The sequence below is a fragment of the Bartonella sp. HY761 genome (genome assembly GCF_026743145.1).
Classification (GTDB): domain Bacteria; phylum Pseudomonadota; class Alphaproteobacteria; order Rhizobiales; family Rhizobiaceae; genus HY038.
Genome location: NZ_CP104887.1, coordinates 1,716,833 through 1,741,510, shown reverse-complemented (window position 1 = coordinate 1,741,510; position 24,678 = coordinate 1,716,833). Strand labels below are relative to the sequence as shown.

The 24,678-nt window shown below is 40.6% G+C and carries 17 protein-coding genes and 1 tRNA gene; 14 read left to right on the top strand and 4 right to left on the bottom strand.

What is annotated here, in order from left to right; translation table 11 throughout:
- Nucleotides 1-55 precede the first annotated feature (55 nt).
- Nucleotides 56-517, bottom strand: coding sequence for a hypothetical protein (locus N6A79_RS07480; RefSeq protein ID WP_268545454.1), 462 nt, complete (start codon nt 515-517; stop codon nt 56-58).
- 168 nt (nt 518-685) lie between these two features.
- Here N6A79_RS07480 and N6A79_RS07475 point away from each other — a divergent pair, with 168 nt between their 5' ends.
- The 14 genes from N6A79_RS07475 (at nt 686) to N6A79_RS07410 (ending at nt 20,968) form a co-directional block, all read left to right on the top strand.
- The gene (locus tag N6A79_RS07475) at nt 686-1,165 is read left to right on the top strand and encodes a hypothetical protein (RefSeq protein WP_268545453.1); all 480 of its coding nucleotides are present in this window, start codon (nt 686-688) and stop codon (nt 1,163-1,165) included.
- 240 nt (nt 1,166-1,405) lie between these two features.
- Complete coding sequence (locus tag N6A79_RS07470; RefSeq protein ID WP_268545452.1) at nt 1,406-1,825, top strand: SufE family protein; 420 nt, start codon at nt 1,406-1,408, stop codon at nt 1,823-1,825.
- A 611-nt stretch (nt 1,826-2,436) separates the two neighbouring features.
- Nucleotides 2,437-2,937: a hypothetical protein gene (locus tag N6A79_RS07465; protein WP_268545451.1), complete on the top strand. Its 501-nt coding sequence runs from the start codon at nt 2,437-2,439 to the stop codon at nt 2,935-2,937.
- A 226-nt stretch (nt 2,938-3,163) separates the two neighbouring features.
- Nucleotides 3,164-4,804: a Na+/H+ antiporter gene (locus N6A79_RS07460; protein WP_268545450.1), complete on the top strand. Its 1,641-nt coding sequence runs from the start codon at nt 3,164-3,166 to the stop codon at nt 4,802-4,804.
- Nucleotides 4,805-4,855: 51 nt separating this feature from the next.
- Complete coding sequence (locus tag N6A79_RS07455) at nt 4,856-5,296, top strand: hypothetical protein (protein WP_268545449.1); 441 nt, start codon at nt 4,856-4,858, stop codon at nt 5,294-5,296.
- 686 nt (nt 5,297-5,982) lie between these two features.
- Entirely contained in the window at nt 5,983-10,707 is a 4,725-nt protein-coding gene (gene gltB / locus N6A79_RS07450; RefSeq protein WP_268545448.1) for a glutamate synthase large subunit, read from the top strand.
- Between the two features lie 77 nt (nt 10,708-10,784).
- Nucleotides 10,785-12,239, top strand: coding sequence for a glutamate synthase subunit beta (locus tag N6A79_RS07445; RefSeq protein WP_268545447.1), 1,455 nt, complete (start codon nt 10,785-10,787; stop codon nt 12,237-12,239).
- Nucleotides 12,240-12,478: 239 nt separating this feature from the next.
- Nucleotides 12,479-12,622 carry a DUF1127 domain-containing protein gene (locus N6A79_RS07440; protein WP_268545446.1) on the top strand — a complete coding sequence of 48 codons (144 nt, stop codon included), beginning with the start codon at nt 12,479-12,481 and terminating at the stop codon, nt 12,620-12,622.
- Nucleotides 12,623-13,569: 947 nt separating this feature from the next.
- Nucleotides 13,570-14,388 carry a TrmH family RNA methyltransferase gene (locus tag N6A79_RS07435; RefSeq protein ID WP_442784223.1) on the top strand — a complete coding sequence of 273 codons (819 nt, stop codon included), beginning with the start codon at nt 13,570-13,572 and terminating at the stop codon, nt 14,386-14,388.
- 174 nt (nt 14,389-14,562) lie between these two features.
- Nucleotides 14,563-14,637: transfer RNA gene (locus tag N6A79_RS07430), tRNA-Glu, on the top strand.
- A gap of 227 nt (nt 14,638-14,864) precedes the next feature.
- Complete coding sequence (locus tag N6A79_RS07425; RefSeq protein ID WP_262078077.1) at nt 14,865-15,371, top strand: DUF721 domain-containing protein; 507 nt, start codon at nt 14,865-14,867, stop codon at nt 15,369-15,371.
- 263 nt (nt 15,372-15,634) lie between these two features.
- A complete protein-coding gene (locus N6A79_RS07420; protein ID WP_262078076.1) occupies nt 15,635-16,354 on the top strand; it encodes a DsbA family protein in 720 nt (239 codons plus the stop codon).
- A 154-nt stretch (nt 16,355-16,508) separates the two neighbouring features.
- Nucleotides 16,509-17,369 carry a VOC family protein gene (locus tag N6A79_RS07415; RefSeq protein ID WP_262078075.1) on the top strand — a complete coding sequence of 287 codons (861 nt, stop codon included), beginning with the start codon at nt 16,509-16,511 and terminating at the stop codon, nt 17,367-17,369.
- 143 nt (nt 17,370-17,512) lie between these two features.
- Nucleotides 17,513-20,968 carry a chromosome segregation SMC family protein gene (locus N6A79_RS07410; protein ID WP_268545445.1) on the top strand — a complete coding sequence of 1,152 codons (3,456 nt, stop codon included), beginning with the start codon at nt 17,513-17,515 and terminating at the stop codon, nt 20,966-20,968.
- 14 nt (nt 20,969-20,982) lie between these two features.
- Here the strand turns inward: N6A79_RS07410 and N6A79_RS07405 are convergent, their stop codons facing one another.
- The 3 genes from N6A79_RS07405 to N6A79_RS07395 form a co-directional block, all read right to left on the bottom strand.
- On the bottom strand, nt 20,983-21,261 hold the full coding sequence (locus N6A79_RS07405) for an HrgA protein (RefSeq protein ID WP_268545444.1): 279 nt from the start codon (nt 21,259-21,261) through the stop codon (nt 20,983-20,985).
- A gap of 18 nt (nt 21,262-21,279) precedes the next feature.
- Complete coding sequence (locus tag N6A79_RS07400) at nt 21,280-21,933, bottom strand: hypothetical protein (protein WP_268545443.1); 654 nt, start codon at nt 21,931-21,933, stop codon at nt 21,280-21,282.
- A gap of 125 nt (nt 21,934-22,058) precedes the next feature.
- Nucleotides 22,059-24,545: a heavy metal translocating P-type ATPase gene (locus tag N6A79_RS07395; protein WP_268545442.1), complete on the bottom strand. Its 2,487-nt coding sequence runs from the start codon at nt 24,543-24,545 to the stop codon at nt 22,059-22,061.
- Nucleotides 24,546-24,678 lie beyond the last annotated feature (133 nt).

Below are 24,678 nucleotides of genomic sequence, written 5' to 3'. Positions count from 1 at the left end.
GATTGGCAAAATTGTAACTGGTTGGTTAATCCCTGTTGTTATGTGTTAAATGCAACTACTCAACTTTGATTTCACCCTGCAAGCATAGAATGCCTAAATTATCTTGCGCTGTCATTTTATAGAGCGCTTTTTTTACGTTTCTACGAATGGCTTCATAGTAAAATTCGTCATATGCTAAGAAAACATAAAATATCTGATCATTATCACCTTTAAATTGATTTACAAAAATCATGGGTTTTTCATTATAGAATAACCAATCTTCTTCAAGAACCCAATTTGGTGCGTCTCCAATAGATTTAAAACAACCATCTAATTGTTGTTTGAGCCAATTTTCTTTGTTATCTGGATTAGTTATTTTATATTTCTCATATATATCATTCCTGAATTTATCTCCTCTAGCTGTAGAAGCATTAAAGTATGTGTTAGCAATTGTATCTAACAAAACCATAAATTCTATACGTTCAAAATCTGGTTTTTCAGATCGCAATTTTTTTCTTAATTCTTCCATGCGTGACATGATCACCTCTTTAAATTTTAGTTTCTAAGATTGTTTTTTGGTGAAATTTTACAACTACGTTGCGCATAGTCAATATAATAAAACATATGCGATTATCTCTCTTTTCTTTATTTAATATAGATATTAATTCTGTTAACAAAATTACACTATTTAAGGGAGGTTTAATAAATGGATTTTAAGAAATTATTTGATTTTTATAATATAGTTCCTGGAAGGCAGGGAGATCGATATTGGATATTTCCCTGCTCATGTGGCAAAATACAATCTGATTATTTAAAGGACAAACTTGTTCTTGAAAATGGTATTGCAATAAATTGTATTGCTTTTGGCTTTATAGAAAATTGTTTTTTCAAATATGAAAAATATAAAAATTATGGTCCCGTTGGGCAAACGCTATTTAATGGAGACGAGGTTGCCGATATTGTTGATGATATGGTGGTATTAAAATCCATGTGGCAATCTAATGATTGTTTTTCTAAACAATTAAGTGAAAATTATTTACCTGCTTTTCAAAATATTGAGCTTGATTTTATTAAAAATAATTTTTTAAAGATACGGCAACATTTTCTTTTATTTTTAGATAGGTTTTTAGCCTATTTGAATAACATAATGAACAATAAGCAATATTTATGTGTTGATGGTTTGTAATTTCAACTGAAATGCTAGTATTCATGCTTTATTTGGGATTTTTATTATCGTTTAAGCGCTTTTGGTAATGAGCATGGTGGTCATATCATAGAGCTAAAAAATTGTTTAATTTTTTGATTTGCATATATATGATGCACCGGCTGCGTAATATGAATAATCGCGGTGAAGTTTTAGTAAGATGACAGCTTGTGCTTGTGACCAAGCATAACAGTAAGCGCGTAAAAAGCGAAAGAAGTGAAAATGACTGAGACAATTGATGAAATTATTGAAAACTTTTCATTCCTAACAGATTGGGAGGATCGTTATCGCTATGTTATCGAACTTGGTCATGAATTATCACCCTATCCAGAAACATCGCGTGATGATGTTCACAAGGTTCCAGGTTGTGTTAGCCAAGTTTGGCTAGACTATAAGGTTGACGGTGAAAATGATCCAGTCATGTATTTTATCGGCGATTCCGATGCGCATATTGTGCGTGGCCTTGTTTATATTTTATTGGCATTATATTCTGGCCATAAGGCTTCAGAAATTTTAGAAATCGATGCTGAAGCATTATTGAAAAAATTGGGCTTGGATGAAAATTTAACGCCGCAACGCTCAAATGGATTGCGCTCTATGGTTGGCCGTGTCCAACAAGAAGCGCGTTCGCAACTCAAATGATTAACTACTTGCTAGGCTTTTTTCTTATTATGCACCCTATGGTTTTATTGCATAAGTAAATAGCTAACAAAGATGACAATGTATAAGGGAAGGTCATTAAAATGCTGTAGTATAAAAGTAACGCAACCGATGAATATATATAATTAAAATATGTTATAATGCTCATTGAGATGATGAATGAGCTTATAACGACTAATAGGAATTTTGCCAATTTTTTATGCGTACTAAGGTGGTTTAGACGCCAACACCTGTATAGACCTTGTAAAAAAGCAGCAGGCAAGCCTAATAGATAAGCGTAAATTATAATTATTATTAGAGGCTTAATAAAATCAATATAAAAATCGGGATTAATTAACGAACAAAGTGTTTCGCTTTTTATAATGCCGAATATGAAGAGAACAACAAGATAGGGTAGTGCCCCAAAAAATGGCCCAATTAGTAGATAAGTCAACATTACAATGATAGACTGTTTTTTTGACGGTTGCTTCATAGATTAAACCCATTTACTGTTTTTTCTTGTAAATTATTTATATTTAACAAATCTTTGATTGAGTAGTCATAAAATATTAATAATTTTTGCTCCGCTTGGTAAATTAAAAGAGGCAAAATTAATGACTAAAGATTTATTAATTTTAACGAAAAATCCTCTTGAGGAAATTATAAAAAAGGTTCAAGATTTATGCACTGATATTATACCTGGTGCAGTTCCACATTCTAATTATTTCGTAATTTTGGATAAAGATAATATAAAAAGAACGCTATTTCTTAGTCAAAATGATTTTGATAAATCGGTACCTGAAATTTCAATTAAGCAAGACTTCCGCGATGTGTTATATGTTTATGGAAAAAATGTTTTAAAGGATGATGTAGAACAATATTTTAGTTATTATATGGCATTATTTGGATATGGAGATACCTATTTAGCAAATAAATTTTTATGCCGTTTAGATGATGTAAATATATCAATTAACGTTCCATATATTATTGTATTTGATCAAATCAAAGACCAAGTTATTGCCAGCAATTATGAACTTGATTGGTATGATAATGAAGAAAACTATTGTGTACCGCTAGCTGAAGGATGGGAAGAAAGAGAAGAAGAAATTTTTTGAAATACTAAACTATTCAGTGTCATTCACATTTAGAAATACTCAGCTGGTATTCAAGAAACTGTGATTGAGTAGTCATAAAATATAGATGATTATAGCCCTATTGCTGACACAAGAATGATTCAAGTTTTTGCTAAATCACATTTGTCTCTATTTATTAGATGATTTATAGCTTTTTTAAATTTGAGTCTTTAGGCTGGATTAAAGTGTTGCATATTGGGGTTTAGTTGTGGAATCTGTCTTTATTGTTCTTATTCTTCTTGTTGCGGTCGTGTTAAGCAGTGGTATTTCGCGCGCTTCCCCCATTCCGATTCCCATCCCACTTATTCAAATTGCGGTTGGTTTTTTTATCGCCAGCGTTGCAGATCTTGGCGTTAAGTTAAGACCTGAATTGTTCATGTTTTTGTTTCTACCGCCTTTATTGTTTCTTGATGGTTGGCGCATTCCCAAGGAAGGTTTGCAGCGTGATAAATGGACAATTTTAGCCTTGGCACTTGGCTTGGTGGTTGCAACTGTTATTGGCGCGGGCTTTTTTATCTATTGGCTTATTCCAACAATGCCATTGGCGGTAAGCTTTGCATTGGCGGCGGTTATTTCCCCAACCGATCCAGTAGCCGTTTCTGCTATTGCTAAGCGTGTAGCGGTGCCAAAACGCCTCATGCATATTTTGGAAGGTGAATCGCTCCTAAATGATGCATCAGGTCTTGTTAGCATGCGCTTTGCGCTAGACGCAGCAATGTATGGTCTTTTTTCAATTACTGTTGTTATATCAACTTTTTTATGGACAGCTGTTGGTGGTTTAGTAATTGGTGTTGCAACCACCTTTATTATTACAAAACTAACAAGTTTTTGGACGCGAAAATTCGGAGATGAAGCCGGATCTAATGTGTTGGTTAGCCTGCTTATCCCTTTTGCGGCTTACCTATTGGCAGAAGAAGCCCATACATCTGGTATTTTGTCCGCCGTTGCTGCCGGTATTTCAATGAGTTTTACCGAAGATAAGTTGAAAAACCTTGCCGCTATTCGCATACAAAGAAACGCAGTTTGGAATACGGTTCAATTTACTGCAAATGGTATTATTTTTGTATTGCTTGGTGAGCAACTGCCACAAATTATCGCTAGTGCTCATTCAGTTGTTGAGCAAGCTGGGCATGAAAATCCGCTTTGGTTGCTTTTCTATGTAGTGGCTATTAACGCAACTTTGGCAGTTTTACGTTTCATCTGGGTTTGGATTTCTCTAAAGTTTACCTTGGCGCGCGCCCATAAAAAGGGATTAAAGCCTTATGCACCGGGTTGGCGTTTGATTACTGCAACATCTCTTGCGGGTGTTCGTGGAACGGTTACCCTTGCGGGTGTTTTAACATTTCCTTTGTTCTTGCCAGATAATTCCCCATTTCCCGGTCGTGAACTAGCCATTTTTCTAGCAGCCGGCGTTATTTTATTATCTTTAATTGTTGCAAGTATCAGCTTGCCTTACTTATTGAATAATATCGAATTGCCACCTGAGCCATCCCATCAAAAAGAAGAAGAGAAGGCGCGCTCTAGTGCGGCAGAAGCAGCCATTAAAGCGGTTGAACAAGCCGTTCATAGCATGAGTGAGGGGCGCAATGATGCCGATCTTTATACGCTTGCTGGATCGCGAGTGATGGAGGGTTATCGTGACCGCTTGGCAGAACTTTCCGCAACCGATGAACAAGTGAATGCGAATTTGCATGCTGCTGAAATTGAGCGAAAATTACGCCTTGTTGCTTTGAAAGCAGAGCGCGAAGTCTATTATAATTATGGCCGCCGCCATCAATTATCCGAAGAAGCAGTCGATAAATTTATTCGTGAGGTTGATCTGCTTGAAACGCGCTTTTCAAACACGTAATTTGTAATCAATGGTTTTGTAATCGTCTTTTATGAGAAAAGGAGTGGCAAGTTGTTTAAATTCGGTGTTGATCCACTTAAGAATTATCACGATGATATAAGTGTCGAAATATTACTCGATAAGCCGATTAAAATTATTGCAGATAGCTATTTTTTTGATATATTTTTTGATTATGAAGAAAAATGTAAGCATTATATTCCGCTTGCCGATCGGTTTGACATGCTTTTGAACTATTGGTTAAATAAGATCGATAGCCATTCAGACAATTTTTTTGTCTTTCAGCTTTTTGACGAATACGTCGCCGGATTTTTTAATAAGGGTAATAATTTATATTATGGTTATACTTTGCAAATGCAGGGATGGAGTATTGATCAAAATTGTATTGACGACGTGATTAATGAGGAAAATATCATATTTACAACAGATTATGATCTTGGTTTAAGTTTTGAGCAGTTTTTGGACGATATCAAAGCATTTTTGAAAAAAAAATAAAACCGTTTTTAAAAAGATATTATAGGTGCATGGCTACGGCATTATTGTTGTTGTTTGTGCGCAATCAGAATTCTAATCAATCTGCTTTTGCGTTTGCAGTGTTCAATAATTATATTTGCAACAAACAATCAAATTTTTAAGCACATAAGCCGATTTTCAATTGATTTATGCTAATTTTTTGATCAAAAGATGCTTTTTTCCACATGTTGCATAAAAAAATTACTGCAATGACTAAAATTTGTACTGCTTATAATTTGTGCAACTTTTCTAAAAACTCATCATTAAATAATCAAAATGTGAGCGAAATTTGCACCGTGCCGTCAAAAATGCGCGCTAATCGCATAAATAATAGACGATCGTCAAAAATATGATGATTTTTTTTGCAATAAATGCCCGCCTTTTAAGCAATAAAATTACCCAATTTGCATAAATAGTTTTCATTAAGTACTTGAAGAGTTCTAATTTTTCTGTCATTAATAGGACAGCATTGCTGTCATAAGTGACAAAAAGCATATTTGATTAGAGCAATTGGCACTTGGGGGCGAGTATATTATCTTTTTGAATTGTAAAGAAAATTCAGCAAAACAATAAGTTTAAGCCACTATTTTTATGAAAAGCAAGCATATGAATAATCCGTTCCTTTGAATTGTTAAAAAATAGGAACATGTTTAAAGAAAGGCTTCACGATGACGCAGTTTACGCCATCCTCTTCAAATGGTTTTTCCAGTTCTGTTTTAGCCAAAACAGCGCAAAAAAAAACTACGAAGCCTTTCGGTTTTCCTGATGCGCAAGGTCTTTATAATCCAATTAATGAGCGTGATGCTTGCGGTGTTGGTTTTATCGCCCATTTAAAAAACCAAAAAAGCCATAAGATTATTGAAGATGGTTTGTTTATTCTTGAAAATTTGACCCATCGTGGCGCAGTCGGCGCAGACCCATTAATGGGTGATGGTGCGGGCATATTGGTGCAAATACCAGACCGCTTTTTTCGTGAAGAAATGGCGCTGCAAGATGTCGACCTGCCAGAAGTAGGGCAATATGGTGTAGGTCATATTTTTATGCCGCAAGATGCAGCCATGCGCGCCCATATTGAAAATATCATTCGTGAAGTAATTACTGCTGAAGGGCAGCAATTTATAGCGTTTCGTGATGTACCGGTTGATAACGCATCCCTATCTAAAGCCGCCGCGATTGTTGCGACTGAGCCAGTTCACCGTCAGGTTTTCATTGGTCGCAATGCCAATTTAACCACCCAGGATGATTTTGAACGCCGTCTATTTGTTTTGCGTAAAGTTATTTCAAACCGCATTTTTGACGAGACAGAAGGGCGCGATGATGGTTTTTATATCGCTTCGCTTTCATCTCGTACCATTGTTTATAAAGGCATGTTCCTTGCATATCAAGTTGGTGCTTATTATAAGGATTTGAAAGATAAGCGTTTTGAAAGTGCCTTGGCCTTAGTGCACCAACGCTTTTCAACCAATACTTTTCCATCTTGGAAGCTTGCACACCCTTTCCGTATGGTTGCCCATAATGGTGAAATTAATACTGTACGCGGCAATGTTAACTGGATGGCAGCGCGCCAAGCATCGGTTGATTCAGAATTATTTGGCAATGATATCTCTAAGCTTTGGCCAATTTCCTACGAAGGTCAATCCGATACTGCGTGTTTTGATAATGCTTTAGAGTTTTTGGTGCAAGGTGGTTATTCCGTTGCTCATGCCATGATGATGTTGGTGCCAGAAGCATGGGCTGGCAATGCACTTATGGGCGATGAACGGCGCGCATTTTACGAATATCATGCGGCGTTAATGGAACCTTGGGACGGACCTGCTGCGGTTATTTTTACTGATGGTCGCCAAATTGGTGCAACCCTTGATCGTAATGGTTTGCGCCCAGCGCGCTATATTGTCACCGATGATGATTTTGTCATTGCCGCTTCTGAAGCTGGAGTGCTGCCAGTAGCAGAGGAAAAAGTCGTGCGTAAATGGCGTTTGCAGCCTGGTCGCATGTTGCTGCTTGATCTTGAGGAAGGCCGCATTATTTCTGACGAGGAAGTAAAGTCTGAAATAGCAACACGTCACCCCTATCAAAAGTGGTTGGATAACACCCAGCTTATTCTGGAAGAGCTAAGTCCGGTTGAGCCGCGCTCACTGCGCAAAGATGTGACATTGCTTAACCGCCAGCAGGTTTTTGGCTATACGCAAGAAGATACCAAGCTATTATTGTCGCCTATGGCAACCACGGGGCAAGAAGCTGTTGGTTCAATGGGAACCGATACGCCAATTTCGGCCATGTCGGAAAAGTCAAAATTGCTTTATACTTATTTTAAGCAAAACTTTGCCCAAGTGACCAATCCGCCAATTGATCCAATCCGTGAAGAATTGGTGATGAGCCTTGTGTCTTTCATTGGGCCGCGTCCTAATATTTTTGATCTTGTTGGCACATCGCGCCGCAAGCGTTTAGAAGTGCGTCAGCCTATCTTGACCAATGGTGATTTGGAAAAAATTCGTGCTATTGGCCAAACGGAAGACCGTTTTGATACCAAAACACTTGACATGACCTATGCGGCTGAAGAAGGTGCAAATGGCATGGAGGGTGCAGTTAGCCGCCTATGCGAACGTGCCGAGGCTGCTGTGCATGGTGGCTATAACATCATTATTCTTTCAGATCGCCAAGTTGGGCCAGATCGTATTCCTATTCCGGCACTGCTCGCAACGGCATCGGTGCATCATCATCTTATCCGCCGTGGTTTGCGGACCTCGGTTGGTTTGGTGGTTGAATCGGGTGAACCGCGCGAAATTCATCATTTTTGCTGTCTTGCGGGGTTTGGTGCTGAAGCAATTAATCCTTACCTTGCTTTTGATACACTCATTGATATGTATCGGCGCGGTGAGTTTCCAGTAGAAGTAAGCGATGATGAAGTTGTTTATCGTTTCATTAAGTCTATTGGTAAGGGCATGCTTAAAGTTATGTCAAAAATGGGCATTTCTACTTATCAATCCTATTGTGGTGCACAAATTTTTGATGCAATTGGCCTAAAGCAATCCTTTGTTGATCGTTTTTTCACTGGTACGGCAACGACTATTGAAGGCATCGATCTTGGGGAAGTTGCCCAAGAAAGCGCGCTTCGCCATAAGGGAGCATTTGGCAATGACCCAGTATTGAAGAATTTTCTCGATGTGGGCGGTGAATATGTTTACCGTATGCGCGGTGAAGAACATGCATGGACACCCGATGCAATTGCCGAATTGCAGCACTCTGTGCGCACAACTAGCCCAGAATTGTTTAAAGCCTATTGCGAACGTATTGATGGTGAAAGCGCAAGAAACAGAAATATTCGCGGTCTTTTCCATATTAAGCTTGCAAGCGAGCGCGGTTTAGAACCTGTTGCTCTTGATGAGGTTGAGCCTGCAATTGATATTGTAAAACGCTTTTCAACCGGTGCAATGTCCTTTGGCTCTATTTCGCGTGAAGCCCATACTACTCTTGCCATTGCCATGAACCGCATTGGCGCCAAGTCTAATACTGGCGAGGGCGGCGAGGAACCAGATCGGCTTTATCCATTGCCTGATGGTACGCCAAATCCTGAGCGTTCTGCAATCAAGCAGGTGGCATCTGGCCGCTTTGGTGTGACGACGGAATATCTTGTTAATGCTGATATGATCCAGATTAAGGTAGCGCAAGGTGCAAAGCCGGGCGAGGGCGGGCAGCTTCCCGGCCATAAGGTTGATGCAACCATTGCTAAAACCCGCCACTCGACCCCGCGCGTAGGTCTTATTTCGCCGCCGCCGCATCATGATATTTATTCGATTGAAGATTTGGCACAGCTTATTTATGACGTGAAAAACGTTAATCCTGCCGCTGATATTTCAGTAAAATTGGTGTCTGAAGTTGGGGTTGGTACGGTTGCTGCTGGTGTTGCTAAGGCAAGAGCGGATCATATTACTGTGTCTGGCTATGATGGTGGTACTGGTGCTGCGCCATTAACATCACTTAAGCATGCTGGTAGCCCTTGGGAAATTGGTCTTGCTGAAACGCAGCAAACCCTTATTTTAAACGGTCTTCGTTCACGCATTGCTTTGCAAGTTGATGGTGGTTTGCGTACAGGGCGCGATGTGATTATTGGTGCTTTGCTTGGTGCTGACGAATTTGGTTTTGCTACTGCGCCACTTATCGCTGCTGGTTGTGTCATGATGCGTAAGTGCCATTTAAATACCTGCCCAGTTGGTGTTGCTACCCAAGATCCGGTTTTGCGTAAGCGCTTTAAGGGCACGCCTGAACATGTGATTAACTTTTTCTTTTTCTTGGCTGAAGAAGTAAGGGGTTTCTTGGCTGCGATGGGGTATCGTCATTTAGATGATATTATTGGCCAGTCTGATCTATTGGATAAAACAGCATTAGTGGATCATTGGAAGGCTAAAGGCTTAGATTTTTCTAAAATGTTCCATATGCCAGAAGCTAAGAAAGAAGATACTTATCATACGCAATTGCAGCACCATCCGATTGATGATGTGCTTGACCGTAAATTAATCAAACTTGCCGAGCCTGCATTGGAACGGCGCGAAAAGGTTGAAATTGAAACGATTATTCGCAATGTTGATCGCTCCGCAGGTGCTATGCTTTCAGGCGAGTTGGTAAAGCGTTATCGTCATCGCGGTTTGCCTGATAATACAATTACGGCTCGTTTTTTTGGCACGGCTGGGCAATCATTTGGTGCGTTTTTATCCAAAGGTATTACATTTGAACTTATTGGCGATGGTAATGACTATGTGGGTAAAGGCTTGTCAGGCGGCCGCATTATCATCAGACCATCGGATGATTCTAAAATCATAGCCGAAGATTCAATCATCGTCGGCAATACAGTTCTTTATGGCGGTATTGAAGGTGAATGCTATTTCCGCGGCGTTGCTGGCGAGCGTTTTGCGGTGCGCAATTCTGGTGTTGCTGCTGTTGTTGAAGGCGTTGGTGATCACGGCTGCGAATATATGACGGGCGGTGTTGTGGTTGTTATTGGCCAAACAGGGCGTAACTTTGCTGCTGGCATGTCGGGCGGCGTTGCTTATGTGCTTGACGAGGCTGGAGATTTCTCACGCCGCTGCAATATGGCGATGGTTGAATTAGAACCAGTACCAGAAGAAGATGATATGCTTGAAAAGCTGCATCATCGCGGTGGCGACCTTATGCATAAGGGGCGTGTCGATGTATCGGCTAATATGACGCGTCATGACGAAGAGCGTTTGATGCAAATGATAGCTAATCATCACCATTATACTGGCTCAACGCGGGCAAAACAAATTTTGGATAATTGGGAAATTTTCAGACCAAAATTTGTAAAAGTTATGCCTGTTGAATATCGCCGTGCATTAGAAGAAATGGAAATTTTGCGTGTTGGCACAGCAGCCGAATAACGTGGCTTTAACGGGATTGCGCGGCAAAGAACCGCGCAGCCCATCGCCTAATGCAGATTAAAGAAAGATAAAACATTATGGGAAAAGTTACCGGTTTTCTTGAAATTGACCGCCAGTCGCAAAAATATCAACCAGCGGCGGATCGTATTCGCCATTTTCGCGAATTTGCTATTCCGTTAAGTTCTGATGAAGTAAAGAAACAGGCTGCCCGTTGTATGGATTGTGGCGTGCCTTATTGTCATGGGCCAACAGGCTGCCCTGTCCATAACCAGATCCCAGATTGGAATGATCTCACCTATAATGGTCGTTGGGAAGAAGCTATTCGCAATCTTCTCACTACCAATAATTTTCCAGAATTTACGGGCCGTATTTGCCCCGCGCCATGCGAGGAATCGTGCACGCTTAATTTGGAAGATGCGCCAGTTAATATTAAAACAATTGAACAGGCGCTTGCTGATAAGGCTTATGAACTTGGTTTTTTAAATCCGCAACCTGCGGCCATGCGGACTGGTAAAAGCGTTGCTATTATCGGTTCTGGTCCATCAGGAATGGCAGCAGCTCAACAATTGGCGCGCGCTGGTCATAATGTTGATGTTTATGAGCGTGAAAGCCGTCCAGGAGGCTTGCTGCGCTATGGTATTCCTGATTTCAAGATGGAGAAATTGTTAATTGATCGCCGTTTGGATCAATTAAAGGGCGAGGGGGTAACCTTTCATTGCGGTATCAATATTGGTGTCAATAAGCCCGCTAAGGAGTTGCTCGATGAATATGATGCGGTGCTTTATTGCGGTGGCTCAGAAACGCCGCGCCCTGCAGGTATTCCAGGTTCAGAATTTTATGGCGTTCATGATGCTATGAATTATCTAGTCCAACAAAATCGCCGTGTTGGTCGCGAAAATATCGATTCTGTTGGCTGGCCATCGCCTGCTATTGTCGCTGACGGTATGCATGTGGTTGTTGTTGGTGGTGGTGATACCGCATCAGATTGCGTTGGGACTGCATTTCGCCAAGGTGCAGTTAAGGTAACGCAGTTGGATATTCGTCCGCAACCACCTGAAAAAGAGGATAAGCTAGCTGTGTGGCCTTATTGGGCAACCAAAATGCGCACCTCAACTAGCCAGTCTGAAGGAGCTATTCGCGAGTTTCAGGTGGCAACGCTTGAATTTATTGGTGAAGAGGGAAATTTAACCCATGTTAAATGCTGCCATGTAGATGAAAAGCGCAAACCCATTGCTGGAACCGAGTTTTTTATCCGCGCTGACCTTGCTTTCATTGCTATTGGCTTTTCTGGTCCTTATCAAAAAGGCGTGCTTAACGAATTTGGTGATGCATTAAATATTAATGTTGACCGCCGTGGCAGTAGTTCGGTTAATGCGAATGACCGCGATTATCAAACCAGTATTGATAAGCTTTTTGCTGCAGGTGATGTACGCCGTGGTCAATCCTTGGTGGTTTGGGCTATTCGTGAAGGGCGCCAAGCTGCCCACGCAATTGATAAATACCTTATGGGGTCAACTTTATTGCCTCGTTAGGTGTCTAAAAAAGCGCATCTAACCATCTTTTTAGGTGCGCTTTGGAAAATGATAGATCGTTTTATGCGTTAAACCTCCACTTGTATTAAGGTGCTTGAGGTTTTTCTTGTTTGCTGCGTTATCTTTGCCAAATCGGTGGGGCAGCCATGCAAATTTAGCTCTACTCAAAATTGAACGATAGGCCTATATATTACCTAACAAAGCAATAAAGCATAATAAACAATATCTAGGTGATAAAAATGAATTTGGTACGCTCTTTCAATAACTGGCGTAGTTACCGTACAACGGTTAACGAGTTAAGCCGTCTTTCTAATCGTGAGCTTAATGATCTTGGCATTAATCGCGCTGAGATTCCATTAATTGCTCGTCGCGCAACACGTTAATTAAAGTTTAATTAAAGCGCTCGCTTATGAGTTGAGAGCTTGTTAAATGCAATACAAACATTAAATTGATGTTTTAGAGTTTTTTCAGGGCTTATCTCCTCCTCCCAAGCCCTGAAAATTTTGGAAGATCGACATCTCCTCCTCCTCCCAGTCGGTTTTCAATTCAAACACCTGCTGCACCTCCTCCCGCAGCAGGTGTTTTTTTATGCGCAAAATTTATTTTGACAGGAATCATAATAGCGGCAGATTTAAATTTTTGGCTTTTACCTCTGCATGGTGATGCTACATGCTTGTTTAATATACAAGTTGGTCTTAGTTTTTATCTAAATATGACCAAACTTAAAGTTTTTAGATTTTGTTATAAGAGGAAGCAATATGCAAATACCAAAATCACTTTTTGATCGTGATTTTGCCGCAATTCAAAATAGTTATCTATTGGGTATATACAGAGTGACGCGCATATAGATTAAGCTTCGTCTTATATAAATTTGAAGAGCAAAAAATTATACCAAATATCTTGCGATAATATAGATAAATAAGGATTTTTCGCTCTTACTATCCACCTCTATAATATTTCAATGCGGTCTTAACGATAAGAGCGATAAGGATGTAGGTCGTGTTTATCGACGTATTTTCACTAAGAGCATAATTAAATGCTTTTCAATTGCACAAAAGTTATTTGGTGCAAAATTCATAATATTGCTATACCAAAAGTAAATCGCCTGTTTTGGAAGAAGCTGGATTCCTACAACACAAAAATATGTTAAATATTTAATAAATGCAATTTTATCTATAGCTCATATATGGTTTATTTTTGTTAGCATTGATGTTTTACGTAGTGCTTCCTATTTCCAAGGACTCGCAATTTGCAGCAAAAAGGTGATAGATTTGCCGTAAAGATATCGTTACTTTCTTAGCTTTTAATTCGCAAAATAAAAGATTTAAATATGGCGCAAATAAATTATATCGCAATCGAAAGCTCTAGTGATGCTCGTATCGCCTCCTATACAAATATCAAAGAAAGGGATCTTGTTGGTCGCAATGATCTTTTTATTGCTGAGGGGCGTGTTGTCTTAAATGTTTTATTAAACTCACCGATTTTTGAGGCACAATCGATTCTTATTGCGCAAAATCGTTTAAACGGGCTTATATCTTTATTAGAAAGCAACACAGTTCAATGTCCAATTTATGTGGCAAGCCAAGATGTTATTGATGCAATTGCAGGCTTTCACCTTCATCGCGGTATTTTAGCTATAGGACAGAGAAAACGCCCCGCAATACTTGATGAATTTATGGAAAATTTACCAGAACAATCGTTGCTGGTGCTTTTATGTGGTATTTCTAACCATGATAATATTGGTGGTATTTTTAGAAATAGCGCGGCCTTTGGAGCTGATGGTGTTGTTTTAGATGAAACTTGTTGTGATCCGCTTTATCGCAAGGCCATCCGAGTGTCGGTTGGAGCTGCGCTTAAAGTGCCACATATTAAAAGCGGTAATATTTTTAATATCATTGATCGGGTGCAAAATGCTGGCTTTGAGGTTTTTGCTTTTAGCCCATCATCTCATCAAAAATTATTAAATAGTCAGCCGGCAAAGCGGACTGCTTTGCTATTTGGTACCGAGGGCGAGGGGCTTCCTAACCAAATATTGCAACGATTTAACACGTTAAGAATACCAATGGCCGCTGATTTCGATAGCCTAAATGTTGCAACGGCAGCAGCTATTGCCCTATCGCATTTTGCAATAGCTGAGCGCATTTTCTAGTAAAGTTATTTTAAATGCTGCTTATGGCAGATGCTGACTTGAAATCTGGCGCTTTAGCACAAAATTTTTGCAAATTTAAAAAAGATATCCACATTTTGTAAAAAAATTGAATTTTTTCTAAAATACGACTTGCGGTTTTTAAAATCTGTGTTTATAAGCGCAATCACTGCTTGGGCGCCCATCGTCTAGCGGTTAGGACGCCGCCCTTTCACGGCGGAAACAGGGGTTCGATTCCCCTTGGGCGTACCACTTAATTCTTTGTTTTACATTGGCTTATGTTATTTGCTTTTTTAAAAGCACAGCATTTGTTAACCGGCAATTGCTACTCTCCATAAAGAGTAATTTTAAATATCATTTGCACTAAAATTCGATGCTTATTTTTTTACTTATGATATGAAATATTGGCTTTAACAGATGTAAGTCGTGTTATGTCATTTGTTTTTAATTTATTATAATGCAGTAAGGTGGTTTTTAAAGTGCAGCCTGACAAACATAAAAAGTTTGGTTTTACACCTCTTGCTGATACTGCATCGCCTTTGATTGACCCATTATTACGTAAAAGGGCAGGAATTGGTATAGAACTGATTGAGGCCTGGTCGCAAATTGTTGGCGATGATATAGCAAATAACTGCTTGCCATTAAAAATTAATTGGCGGCGGCGTGTTTCCCAATATGATTCTTATGAGCCTGCAACGCTATTGGTAGCTTGTGAAGGCTTTTCTGCAATGTCCATTCAACACCAAAGCATGGAAATTATCCAAAAGGTCAATGCTTTCTTTGGCTTTCATGCGATAGATCGTTTGAAAATTGAACAAAAGCCGGTTTCGTCTTTTAAAAAGAGACAGCTTCCTCCTAAAATTATTGACAAGGCGTGTATTGCGAAAGTGGAAAAAAATACTGCGGATATTGGTTCGGACCGATTGCGCAAATGCCTCACAGAGCTTGGCTGCCACATATTATCAAAGAGTGCTAACGCAAAATAGTCACAATAAGCGCTTAATCGTACTTCAGTTTCTTTTTGCTAAATTTTTTTTAATAAAATAGCATGTGACACAATGAATAAAACTGCTAAGGTGGGTAATAGTTAGGGACACATATTAGGTTGATGGCTTTCTATTGTCCTGTTCTATTTGACAGTTAGTTTATCAACTAGTGCTTGACGCTATAGGCAAGCAAGTTAAATTGCGTTTTACAAGGCTTAGATTATTATTGGTACAAGCTTTGAATATATTTAAAGGGAAGTCATATGGCCATTATTAACACAAAAAAACATCTCCTTTCACTTGCTGCTGCAACAGCTATCTTTTTAGGTGGTGTAAGTGGTTTTGCTTTTGCACAAAGTGCAACAGAGCAGCAACATGCGCAAAAGCCATTAATCCATGTCGCTGCTGAAGAATTGCTAAAGCCAGGTGCGATGAAGGATATGGTTGAGGGTGATGAAAATGCGCCAATCACTATCGTTGAATATGCATCGTTGACTTGCAGCCATTGCGCGGATTTTGTTGTAAATACTTTGCCACAAATTCGCGAAAAATATATCAATACTGGTAAAGCACGTATCGTTTTTCGCGAATTTGCTTTTGACGAACGTGCTGCAGCAGGTTTCTTGTTAGCACGCTGCGTGCCTGAAGATCGTTATTTCCCATTCATTCAATTATTGTTTGAAAAGCAAGCCGAATGGGCATTTGTTAAAGACGCTGAAACACCACTTAAGCAGCTTGCTAAGCTTGCTGGTATTGATGATGAAAAATTCAAAGCCTGTTTAAGCGATCAGAAAGTGCTTGATGGTTTGCAGGCGAATTTAAAACGTGGCAATCAAGAATTTGGTGTCAAGGCAACGCCTACATTTTTTATCAATGGTGATCCAATTGAAGGAAGTTTGAGCTTTGACAAAATGTCAGCTATTTTAGATTCCAAACTTCAAGAACTCGGTGTGAATGACGCACCAAAGGGTGAAGCACAATAATATCTACGTAAAAAGTTAGCAGAAGCATAATTCTGCATAATATTTAAAATCCCGCTATAACACTGCTTATGGCGGGATTTTTATTTTACTAAAAATATCTATACGCTATATAATGGCGTTAGCTATTACAATCTTGTTTAAAGGGTTTTTGAGTATGACACATCCGGTTAAAGGTATTGATCATTGTTATCTTCTTGTAAATGATCTCGAAAAGGCTGCGCAAGATTACAAAAAACTTGGCTTTACGTTAAGCCCGCGTGGTTTACACTCTAGCCATATGGGAACTGCCAATTATACAATTATGCTAAGCCATGATTATTTTGAGCTGCTAGGTGTGGTGAGTGAAACACCATTAAGTGATTTGCAGCGCAGAAAGCTTTCTAGCCAAGGCGAAGGCTTACACGCTGTTGTTGGGCGTATTGACAATGCGCAACGCGCACATGACGCTTTAATAGCGCTTGGTATTGATGTTGGCGATGTACAAAGTTTTTCAAGACCAGTTGTTATGGCGAATGGCGAGAAAGATATTGCTGCCTTTGAAACCGTAACGGTCGATCCAAAACATGTCCCCAATGGTATTTTCTTTTTATGTGAGCAAAAAACTAAAAATACAGTTTGGCAACCTCATTTGATGCAGCATGAAAATGGCGCAAAGGCGCTAGGAAAAATTTATATTGCATCTAAAGATGCCTATCATACCGCACAGGCTTATGCTTCATTATTTGCAAATAGTAGTATTGTGCAAGAAGGTGATCTGTTTAAGCTTGCAACGGGGGAAAATTCAGCGCAGTTGGTTTTCTTCCCCCCTCATGAGCTAAGCCGTATTTTTGGCCATATTAATTTTGATGATTTACCGCAACAGGCCTATGCAGGTTTTGCTATTGTAGTTGATAATCTTGGCAAGGTAAAGCAGCTATTGGAAGCGCAAAATATTGTTTGGCATGAAACGCCATATCAAACAATATATATAGATCCACAATATGCCAATGGTGCAATTTTAGAATTTGTTGAGTAATATTTGTTTATAGCTGCTTGTTTAACGGTTAACAGCCAATAACCCACACTATTTAAGTTACATTTTACTATTAAATAGTGTAGCAGCTATAAAATAAACAAACAAGAAATATGTAAGCAGGATAAGCATGGTGGGTGCGCTATATGCAGTTTAGCAAGCTGCGACTGGTTGGATTTAAATCATTTGTCGAACCGATGGAGTTTTTCATCGAGGGCGGGCTAACAGGTGTCGTTGGCCCGAATGGCTGTGGCAAATCTAATCTTGTCGAGGCGCTGCGCTGGGTTATGGGTGAAAATTCCTATAAGAACATGCGTGCCTCAGGCATGGATGATGTTATTTTTTCTGGTAATAACACACGCCCACCAAGAAATTTTGCTGAAGTCACGTTATATCTTGATAATCGCGATCATAGCGCACCAAGCGGTTTTAATGATGCCGATGAGTTGCAGGTTTCGCGCCGTATTGAACGCGGTGCAGGCTCTACCTATCGGGTTAATGGCAAAGAAGTGCGTGCTAAAGATGTGCAATTGCTATTTGCGGACCAATCTACCGGTGCGCGTTCACCGTCCATGGTGGGACAAGGGCGCGTTGGCGAGCTTATCCAAGCAAAGCCACAAGCACGTCGTGCTTTGTTGGAAGAGGCTGCTGGCATTTCTGGGCTTCATAGCCGCCGCCATGAGGCTGAATTGCGTCTGCGTGCCGCAGAAACCAATCTTGAGCGGCTTGATGATGTGGTTGCGGATGTAAGCAGCCGCATTGAAAGCCTAAAGCGTCAAGCGCGGCAAGCCAATCGTTTTAAAACTTTGTCGGCTGAGATAAGGCAGTTAGAAGCCGGCCTATTCTATTTGCGCTGGTCGCAAGCCAAAAGCCAAGAAGCTGAAATGGAAGCGGCTTTAACTAAAGCCACTTTGAAAGTTGGCTCAGAAGCGGAAGCGCAAATGCGCTTTGCACGCGAGCAGGCGGAAAATAAAACTCTTCTAGCGCCATTGCGTGATAATATGGCCAAGGCGAGGGCAGGCCACCAACGCATTACTTTGGAAGTGCAAGCACTGGAAGATGAAAAATCAAGAAGCCTCCATCGACAATCGGAGTTAATGCGGCGTATAGAGCAATTACAACGCGATGTTATACGCGAAGAAGGGTTAATTGCTGAATATAAGCAGTTTATCAACCGCCTTGATAATGAAGAGCAAAAGCTAAAAGATATTCAAAGTGATGGCGGTGCAGAGGAAGAAGAACTGCGCATCCAATATGAAGATTTACAATCAGTTACCCAAAACAAAGAGGCGGATCTTGCCAAGCTTAATACGGAACGTGCCGAGTTAAATGCAGGCGAGCAGCAATTGCAACGTCTATTATCTGATCTTGGTCGTCGTCGTGATAAATTAAACCAAGACTTGCAAGCATTGGCAAGTTCGATTGCGGCTTTGGAAAAAGAGACTGAAAGTCAACAGCAAGCTGATGAGTTAAACGAGGCGTTAGAATCGATAGTTGAGCAATTAGATAGCCTTGAAGAGCAGTTGCCGCAAATTGAAGATGAAATAGGGGTAAAGAGAAATAATTATGATCAGTGCCGCAAAAATCATGATGAATTAAAGCGGCAATTAAGCGGGTTTGAAGCAGAAGCACGAACGCTTGAAAAAGTTATAGCCGCATCTTCATTAAATGGCGGAGATACTGTTGTTGAGCATTTAAGCGTTGAAAAAGGCTATGAATCAGCATTGGGCGCAGCGCTTGGTGATGATTTGCAAGCCGCCCTTGATGAAGATGCTTTGCTATTTTGGCGCGATTTAAAGTTTAGTGGTGCAGATCCACAATTGCCAATTGGCTGTGAACCCCTTGCAGATTATATTAAAGCACCAGATAATATGATGCGCCGCTTAAAGCAAATCGGCTTGGTGAAAGCAGATGATGGTGATAGCTTGCAAAAAGATTTGCAATTAGGGCAAGTTTTAGTAAGCCGTGAAGGAGCATGTTGGCGCTGGGATGGTTTGGTTGCTAAGGCAGATGCACCAACGGCTAGCGCGCAACGTTTGGCACAAAAAAATCGGCTTGCTGAAGTACAGGAATTTATTTTAAAGAGCCAACAGCAAGGAGAGCGTGCAAAAAGCGATGAAGCAATTGCTTATCAGCAATTGCAAGAATTATTAAGCCAAGAAAAAGAATGCCGTGCAGCTTTGCGCCAAATACGTGATAGCCATAGCCAAAAGCAGACAGCGCTAAAGGAACTTGAAATTAGCCTTAATGCGCGTCTTAGCCGCTTAAATCATTTACAGGAAAATTACCAACGCCTTGAACTGGAACTGGAAGAAAACGCTGTTTTAAATGAAGAGGTGGCAATTAAGCTAGAAGAACTAGCACCACTTGATGAATTAGATGCTAAAATTGCTGCACTTCATGTGCTGTTGCAAAACGAGCGCGCAATGCTTGCACAGTTGCGTTCTAGCCTTGAAACTTGGCAAAGGGATAATTTACAAAGACAACGGCGCTTGGAGGCTATTGCGCCAGAGCGTAAAACTTGGCAAGCGCGTTTAAGCGCTAGCAATCAGCAATTTGCAGATTTGCAAGAGCGGGTAAGTGAAGCCATGATGGAAATGGAGGATCTTGCCAGTGCACCAGATGATTTTGACGAGCGGCGCGATAGATTATTCCAACTTATCGCTAAGGCAGAAGATGAGGTCAAGTCGGTTAGTGATGCTTTAGCACTTGCTGAAAATACCCAAAATCGATTGGATCTTCAGGCAACCAATGCCATTCAAGCCCTTTCTCATGCGCGGGAGGAACGCGCCCGTAATGAAGAGCGTTTTAATGCCGCGATTGATAAGCGTAAAGATATTGAAACACGTATTTGGGAAACGCTAAATGTTGAGCCGATAGAAACGCTAAAAATGGCTGGTTTTAACCTGTCTGATACCATGCCAGATATTATTGATTTAGAGCGTGATCTTGATCGTGCCCGTATTGAGCGCGAGCGCTTGGGTGCTGTTAATCTACGGGCAGAAGAAGAAAGTAGCGAATTGCAAGAACGCTATGCTTCAATGACGGTAGAACGCGATGACGTGATTGAAGCGGTTAAAAAACTACGCCAAGCCATTCATGCTCTAAACCGCGAGGGGAGAGAACGCCTGCTTGCAGCTTTCACTAAGGTAAATAGCGAGTTTCAACGATTATTTACCCATTTGTTTGGCGGTGGTACAGCGGAATTGCAATTAATTGAGTCTGATGATCCATTGGATGCAGGGCTTGAGATTTTAGCACGTCCCCCTGGTAAAAAGCCGCAAACTATGACGCTGTTATCTGGCGGTGAACAGGCATTGACGGCAATGGCACTGATTTTTGCAGTGTTTTTAACCAATCCTGCGCCAATTTGTGTGCTTGATGAAATTGATGCGCCATTAGACGACCATAATGTCGAGCGTTACTGCAACCTCATGGATGAAATGACCAAATTAACCGATACACGCTTTGTTATCATTACCCATAACCCAATCACCATGGCGCGCATGGATCGGCTATTTGGTGTGACGATGGGCGAGCAGGGCGTATCGCAATTGGTATCGGTTGATTTGCGCACAGCTGAAGCATTGCGCGATGTTTAAGCGTTTATCAAGCGCTAGTCGTCTTCATAGACTGTTGGTTTAATCCAGTCGTTTTTATTAATATTGCCAGTTTGATAAAAATGCCTGACTTGCTTAACAAATTGACGGAAATCTTTATTTTCAATAACAAGCCTATTAACGCTATTCCAATCAACTTCGCTTTTTTCGCGCGCTGGTATTGAAATTTGGCTTTCGCTGATATTATCCTTATTCAAAATAATAAGTCCAATGCCGTGTAGGCTTGATAAAATTCTTATTTCATCAAGTGCATCAGGATTTATTCGTCCGGTCACAAGATAGGCAACGTTTGCCTAAGATGAATTGCTAACCGTTTGAAAAAACACTTCGCGAACGTTAGAGCTATTTATCAAAATTTTAACTTCAAAAGACCAAAGTCGTGTTTTCTTGTCAAAGTATTCTTTAACGCAATTTTTGATTTCTTGATTCCAGTCTTTGCTGAGATTTTCCATGGCAACCAAGTCGGGATAAAGCCATTTGTTACCATTGGGACTGCGTTTGTTAGAAGAACGCTTTTCATTTATGCGTTTGCTATAGATGCCAAATTCTTGGGTCAAATAATCAGCTAATAAAGGGTAAAGTGCATGTTCGCTTAAAATCGTTGCTAATTCATTTTCCAGATTAGGTGCTTTAATGGTTTCCGCCTTTATAACTTCCGTATGATCACTTTCATTGGTAAAATAAAATTTACGCGGGCGACCTTCGGTTAGCTTAATATTCTTTTTCTCAATTCGAGTGCGACTAGCATTAATCTCTCTTATGAGCTGCTGGATTAACGCTTCTGGTGAATCAAGCGGCATTTTGATTGCTTTAGAATTTTTCTGTTTTACCTTACATTCATCAGGATAAGTTTGGTAAATCCAATTGGCAATATCTGGCGCGGTAAATTTTTGATTTGGATTATTTGTTAAAAATTCTGCGATTTTATCAACTAAATGCAATGCCATGATATATCCCCTTAATATTGTTAATTTCGAATAATCTTGAGGCAATTGTCAATTACAGTGAGTTGGTTATAAACACATATAGTAAAATAGAGGCATTATGCCTCTATTTTAAAGATAAATAATGATTAAATGACTGGTTTGAAGTTTTTAAGCCGCAATGCATTGGTTAAAACAAATATGCTTGATAATGCCATCGCGCCTGCGGCTAGCATTGGCGATAATAAAATGCCCCATAATGGGTATAAAATACCAGCTGCAATTGGAATAAGGGCAATATTATAGATAAAGGCCCAAAATAGATTTTCCTTAATATTTTTAATTGTTGCGCGTGATAAAGCAATGGCATTAATGACGCCTGCTGGATCACCAGACATCAAAACTACATCCGCACTTTCAATTGCAACATCGGTGCCCGTGCCAATAGCAATACCCGTATCGGCTGTAGCAAGGGCAGGTGCATCATTAATGCCATCACCAACAAAAGCGACTTTTTTCGCTTTTTCTTGCAGGTGTTTGACGGCATCCAATTTGCCTTCAGGCAAAACTTCGGCTTCAATATGCTTAATACTAAGTTTTTGGCCAATTGCTTCTGCCGTGAGGCGGTTATCACCGGTTATCATTGCAACATCAATATCCATGTGGCTCAAGGCATTGATTGTTTCAACTGCGCGTGGTTTGATTGGGTCTGCTACACCAAATATAGCGGCAACCTTGCCCTCTATTGCGGCATAAAATGGGGTCATGCCTTCCTTGCCATAGCTTTGTGCAAGCTCTGTAAGTGGTATTATATCCATGGCCAATGTTTCCATATAGCGAGCATTACCAATAGTAATATTTTTAGCCTCAACCGTGCCACTTAATCCATAACCCGATTTGGAAGCAAATTCATCAACGTTTAAAAGTGACAATTGTTTTTGTTTTGCAGCTTCAATAACCGCTTTACCAAGTGGATGCTCGGATTTTGCTTCGATTGAGGCAACCATCGCAAGCACTTCGTCCTTATTAAATGGCTCTGCCGTTTCAAAGTGAATGAGTTCTGGCTTACCAAGGGTTAGTGTTCCAGTTTTATCAAAAGCTACCAATTTGGTTTCACTTAAAGACTGTAGCGCGTCGCCCTTGCGAAATAAAACACCAAGGCGTGCGCCGCGCCCTGTACCAACCATGATTGAGGTTGGTGTGGCCAAGCCCATAGCACAAGGGCAGGCAATAATAAGAACCGATACTGCCGCAACAATAGCTTGTCCTAAATGGCTGGTGCCGCCAACAAATAGCCAGATTAAAAAGGTACAAAAAGCCGCCGCAAAAACGGCTGGCACGAATATGGCTGTCACCTTATCAACCATGGCTTGAATAGGAAGCTTTGAGCTTTGCGCATCTTCAACCATTTTTTGAATTTGCGAAATAAGCATATCTGCGCCAACTTTTTCAGCGCGATAGGTAAAGGCACCTTGACCATTTACCGTGCCACCAAATACTTGGTCGCCAATATTTTTAGCAACGGCAATCGGCTCCCCAGTCATCATTGATTCATCAATATGCGTTGCGCCATCAACAATAACGCCATCAACGGCTAGCTTTTCACCAGGACGGATGATGACGAGATCGCCGATGGCCACATCCTCAAGTGCAATGTCTTTAGGTGTGCCGTTGACATCAATCCGTGCGGTTTTAGGTTTTAGTCCAGCTAAAGCGCGAATGGCTTGGCTAGTGCGTCCCCGTGCCCCTGCCTCAAGCCAACGGCCAAGAAGAATAAGGGTAACAATAACCGCTGCGGCTTCAAAATAAACGTGGTTTGCGCCTTCAGGCAAAATTTGTCCAGCAAAAGTTGCAAGGGTTGAATAGCCCCATGCGGTAAACGAGCCAACTGCAACCAATGAATTCATATTGGGGGCACCGCGTAAAAGCGCAGGAATACCAGCTTTAAAGAAACGTAAACCCGGACCAAAAACCACAAGGGTTGTTAATAGGAATTGAAATAGCCGAATTGGCATTTCGCCAAAAGTCATTAACAGCCAATGATGAAATGGCGGAACCATATGGCCACCCATCTCAACAATAAAAACTGGCAAGGTTAGAGCAATGGCAGTAATAAATGAGCGCCAAAGGCTTTTTGATTCAACTTCTTGTCTGTCTATTTGCGGTGTTTTGTCTGATATTGGGGTTGCCTTATAGCCTGCTTTTTCTACCGCCTTTTCCATAGATGCGATCGTATTGTCGTCACCAATATAGACAATATGGGCGCGGTTTGTTGCAAGGTTAACGCTCGCATCGCTCACGCCAGCGGTATTTTTAAAGGCTTTTTCAACATGGCGCACACAGCTTGCGCAGGTCATACCTTCAATATCAAAGTCCAGTGTTTTTTCATCTATGTTATAACCAGCCTTTTCGACGGCGTTCTTGATTGCAGCTATATCTGGCTTTTGGCGCGATTTGACTGTCGCCATATTAGTGGAAAGGTTTACACTCACTTCATCAATATCTGGCAATTTGCCAATTGCTTTTTCAACGTGGCGCACGCAACTTGCACAGGTCATGCCATCAATTGGCAAATTGGTGGTAAATTGATCTGATCTATTTTGCGGTTGTAAAGAGCCTGATTTTGTTTCGGACATGTTATATCCCTTTCATCTTAGTGATAAGATAGGGCTTACCATCATGGGAAGGTCAAGAAGAGTTTTAACAAATATCGCATTTTATCAGTAAATTGGGTCTTGCAAAAATAAAAACGGACCAGATAAAAATCTG

Bases quoted from the DNA above. Each gene is read 5' to 3' on its own strand.
- N6A79_RS07480 (WP_268545454.1), bottom strand. From the start codon at position 517: ATGTCACGCATGGAAGAATTAAGAAAAAAATTGCGATCTGAAAAACCA.
- N6A79_RS07475 (WP_268545453.1), top strand. From the start codon at position 686: ATGGATTTTAAGAAATTATTTGATTTTTATAATATAGTTCCTGGAAGG.
- N6A79_RS07470 (WP_268545452.1), top strand. From the start codon at position 1,406: ATGACTGAGACAATTGATGAAATTATTGAAAACTTTTCATTCCTAACA.
- N6A79_RS07465 (WP_268545451.1), top strand. From the start codon at position 2,437: ATGACTAAAGATTTATTAATTTTAACGAAAAATCCTCTTGAGGAAATT.
- gltB (WP_268545448.1), top strand. From the start codon at position 5,983: ATGACGCAGTTTACGCCATCCTCTTCAAATGGTTTTTCCAGTTCTGTT.
- N6A79_RS07445 (WP_268545447.1), top strand. From the start codon at position 10,785: ATGGGAAAAGTTACCGGTTTTCTTGAAATTGACCGCCAGTCGCAAAAA.
- N6A79_RS07440 (WP_268545446.1), top strand. From the start codon at position 12,479: ATGAATTTGGTACGCTCTTTCAATAACTGGCGTAGTTACCGTACAACG.
- N6A79_RS07435 (WP_442784223.1), top strand. From the start codon at position 13,570: ATGGCGCAAATAAATTATATCGCAATCGAAAGCTCTAGTGATGCTCGT.
- N6A79_RS07420 (WP_262078076.1), top strand. From the start codon at position 15,635: ATGGCCATTATTAACACAAAAAAACATCTCCTTTCACTTGCTGCTGCA.
- N6A79_RS07415 (WP_262078075.1), top strand. From the start codon at position 16,509: ATGACACATCCGGTTAAAGGTATTGATCATTGTTATCTTCTTGTAAAT.
- N6A79_RS07410 (WP_268545445.1), top strand. From the start codon at position 17,513: ATGCAGTTTAGCAAGCTGCGACTGGTTGGATTTAAATCATTTGTCGAA.
- N6A79_RS07400 (WP_268545443.1), bottom strand. From the start codon at position 21,933: ATGGCATTGCATTTAGTTGATAAAATCGCAGAATTTTTAACAAATAAT.
- N6A79_RS07395 (WP_268545442.1), bottom strand. From the start codon at position 24,545: ATGTCCGAAACAAAATCAGGCTCTTTACAACCGCAAAATAGATCAGAT.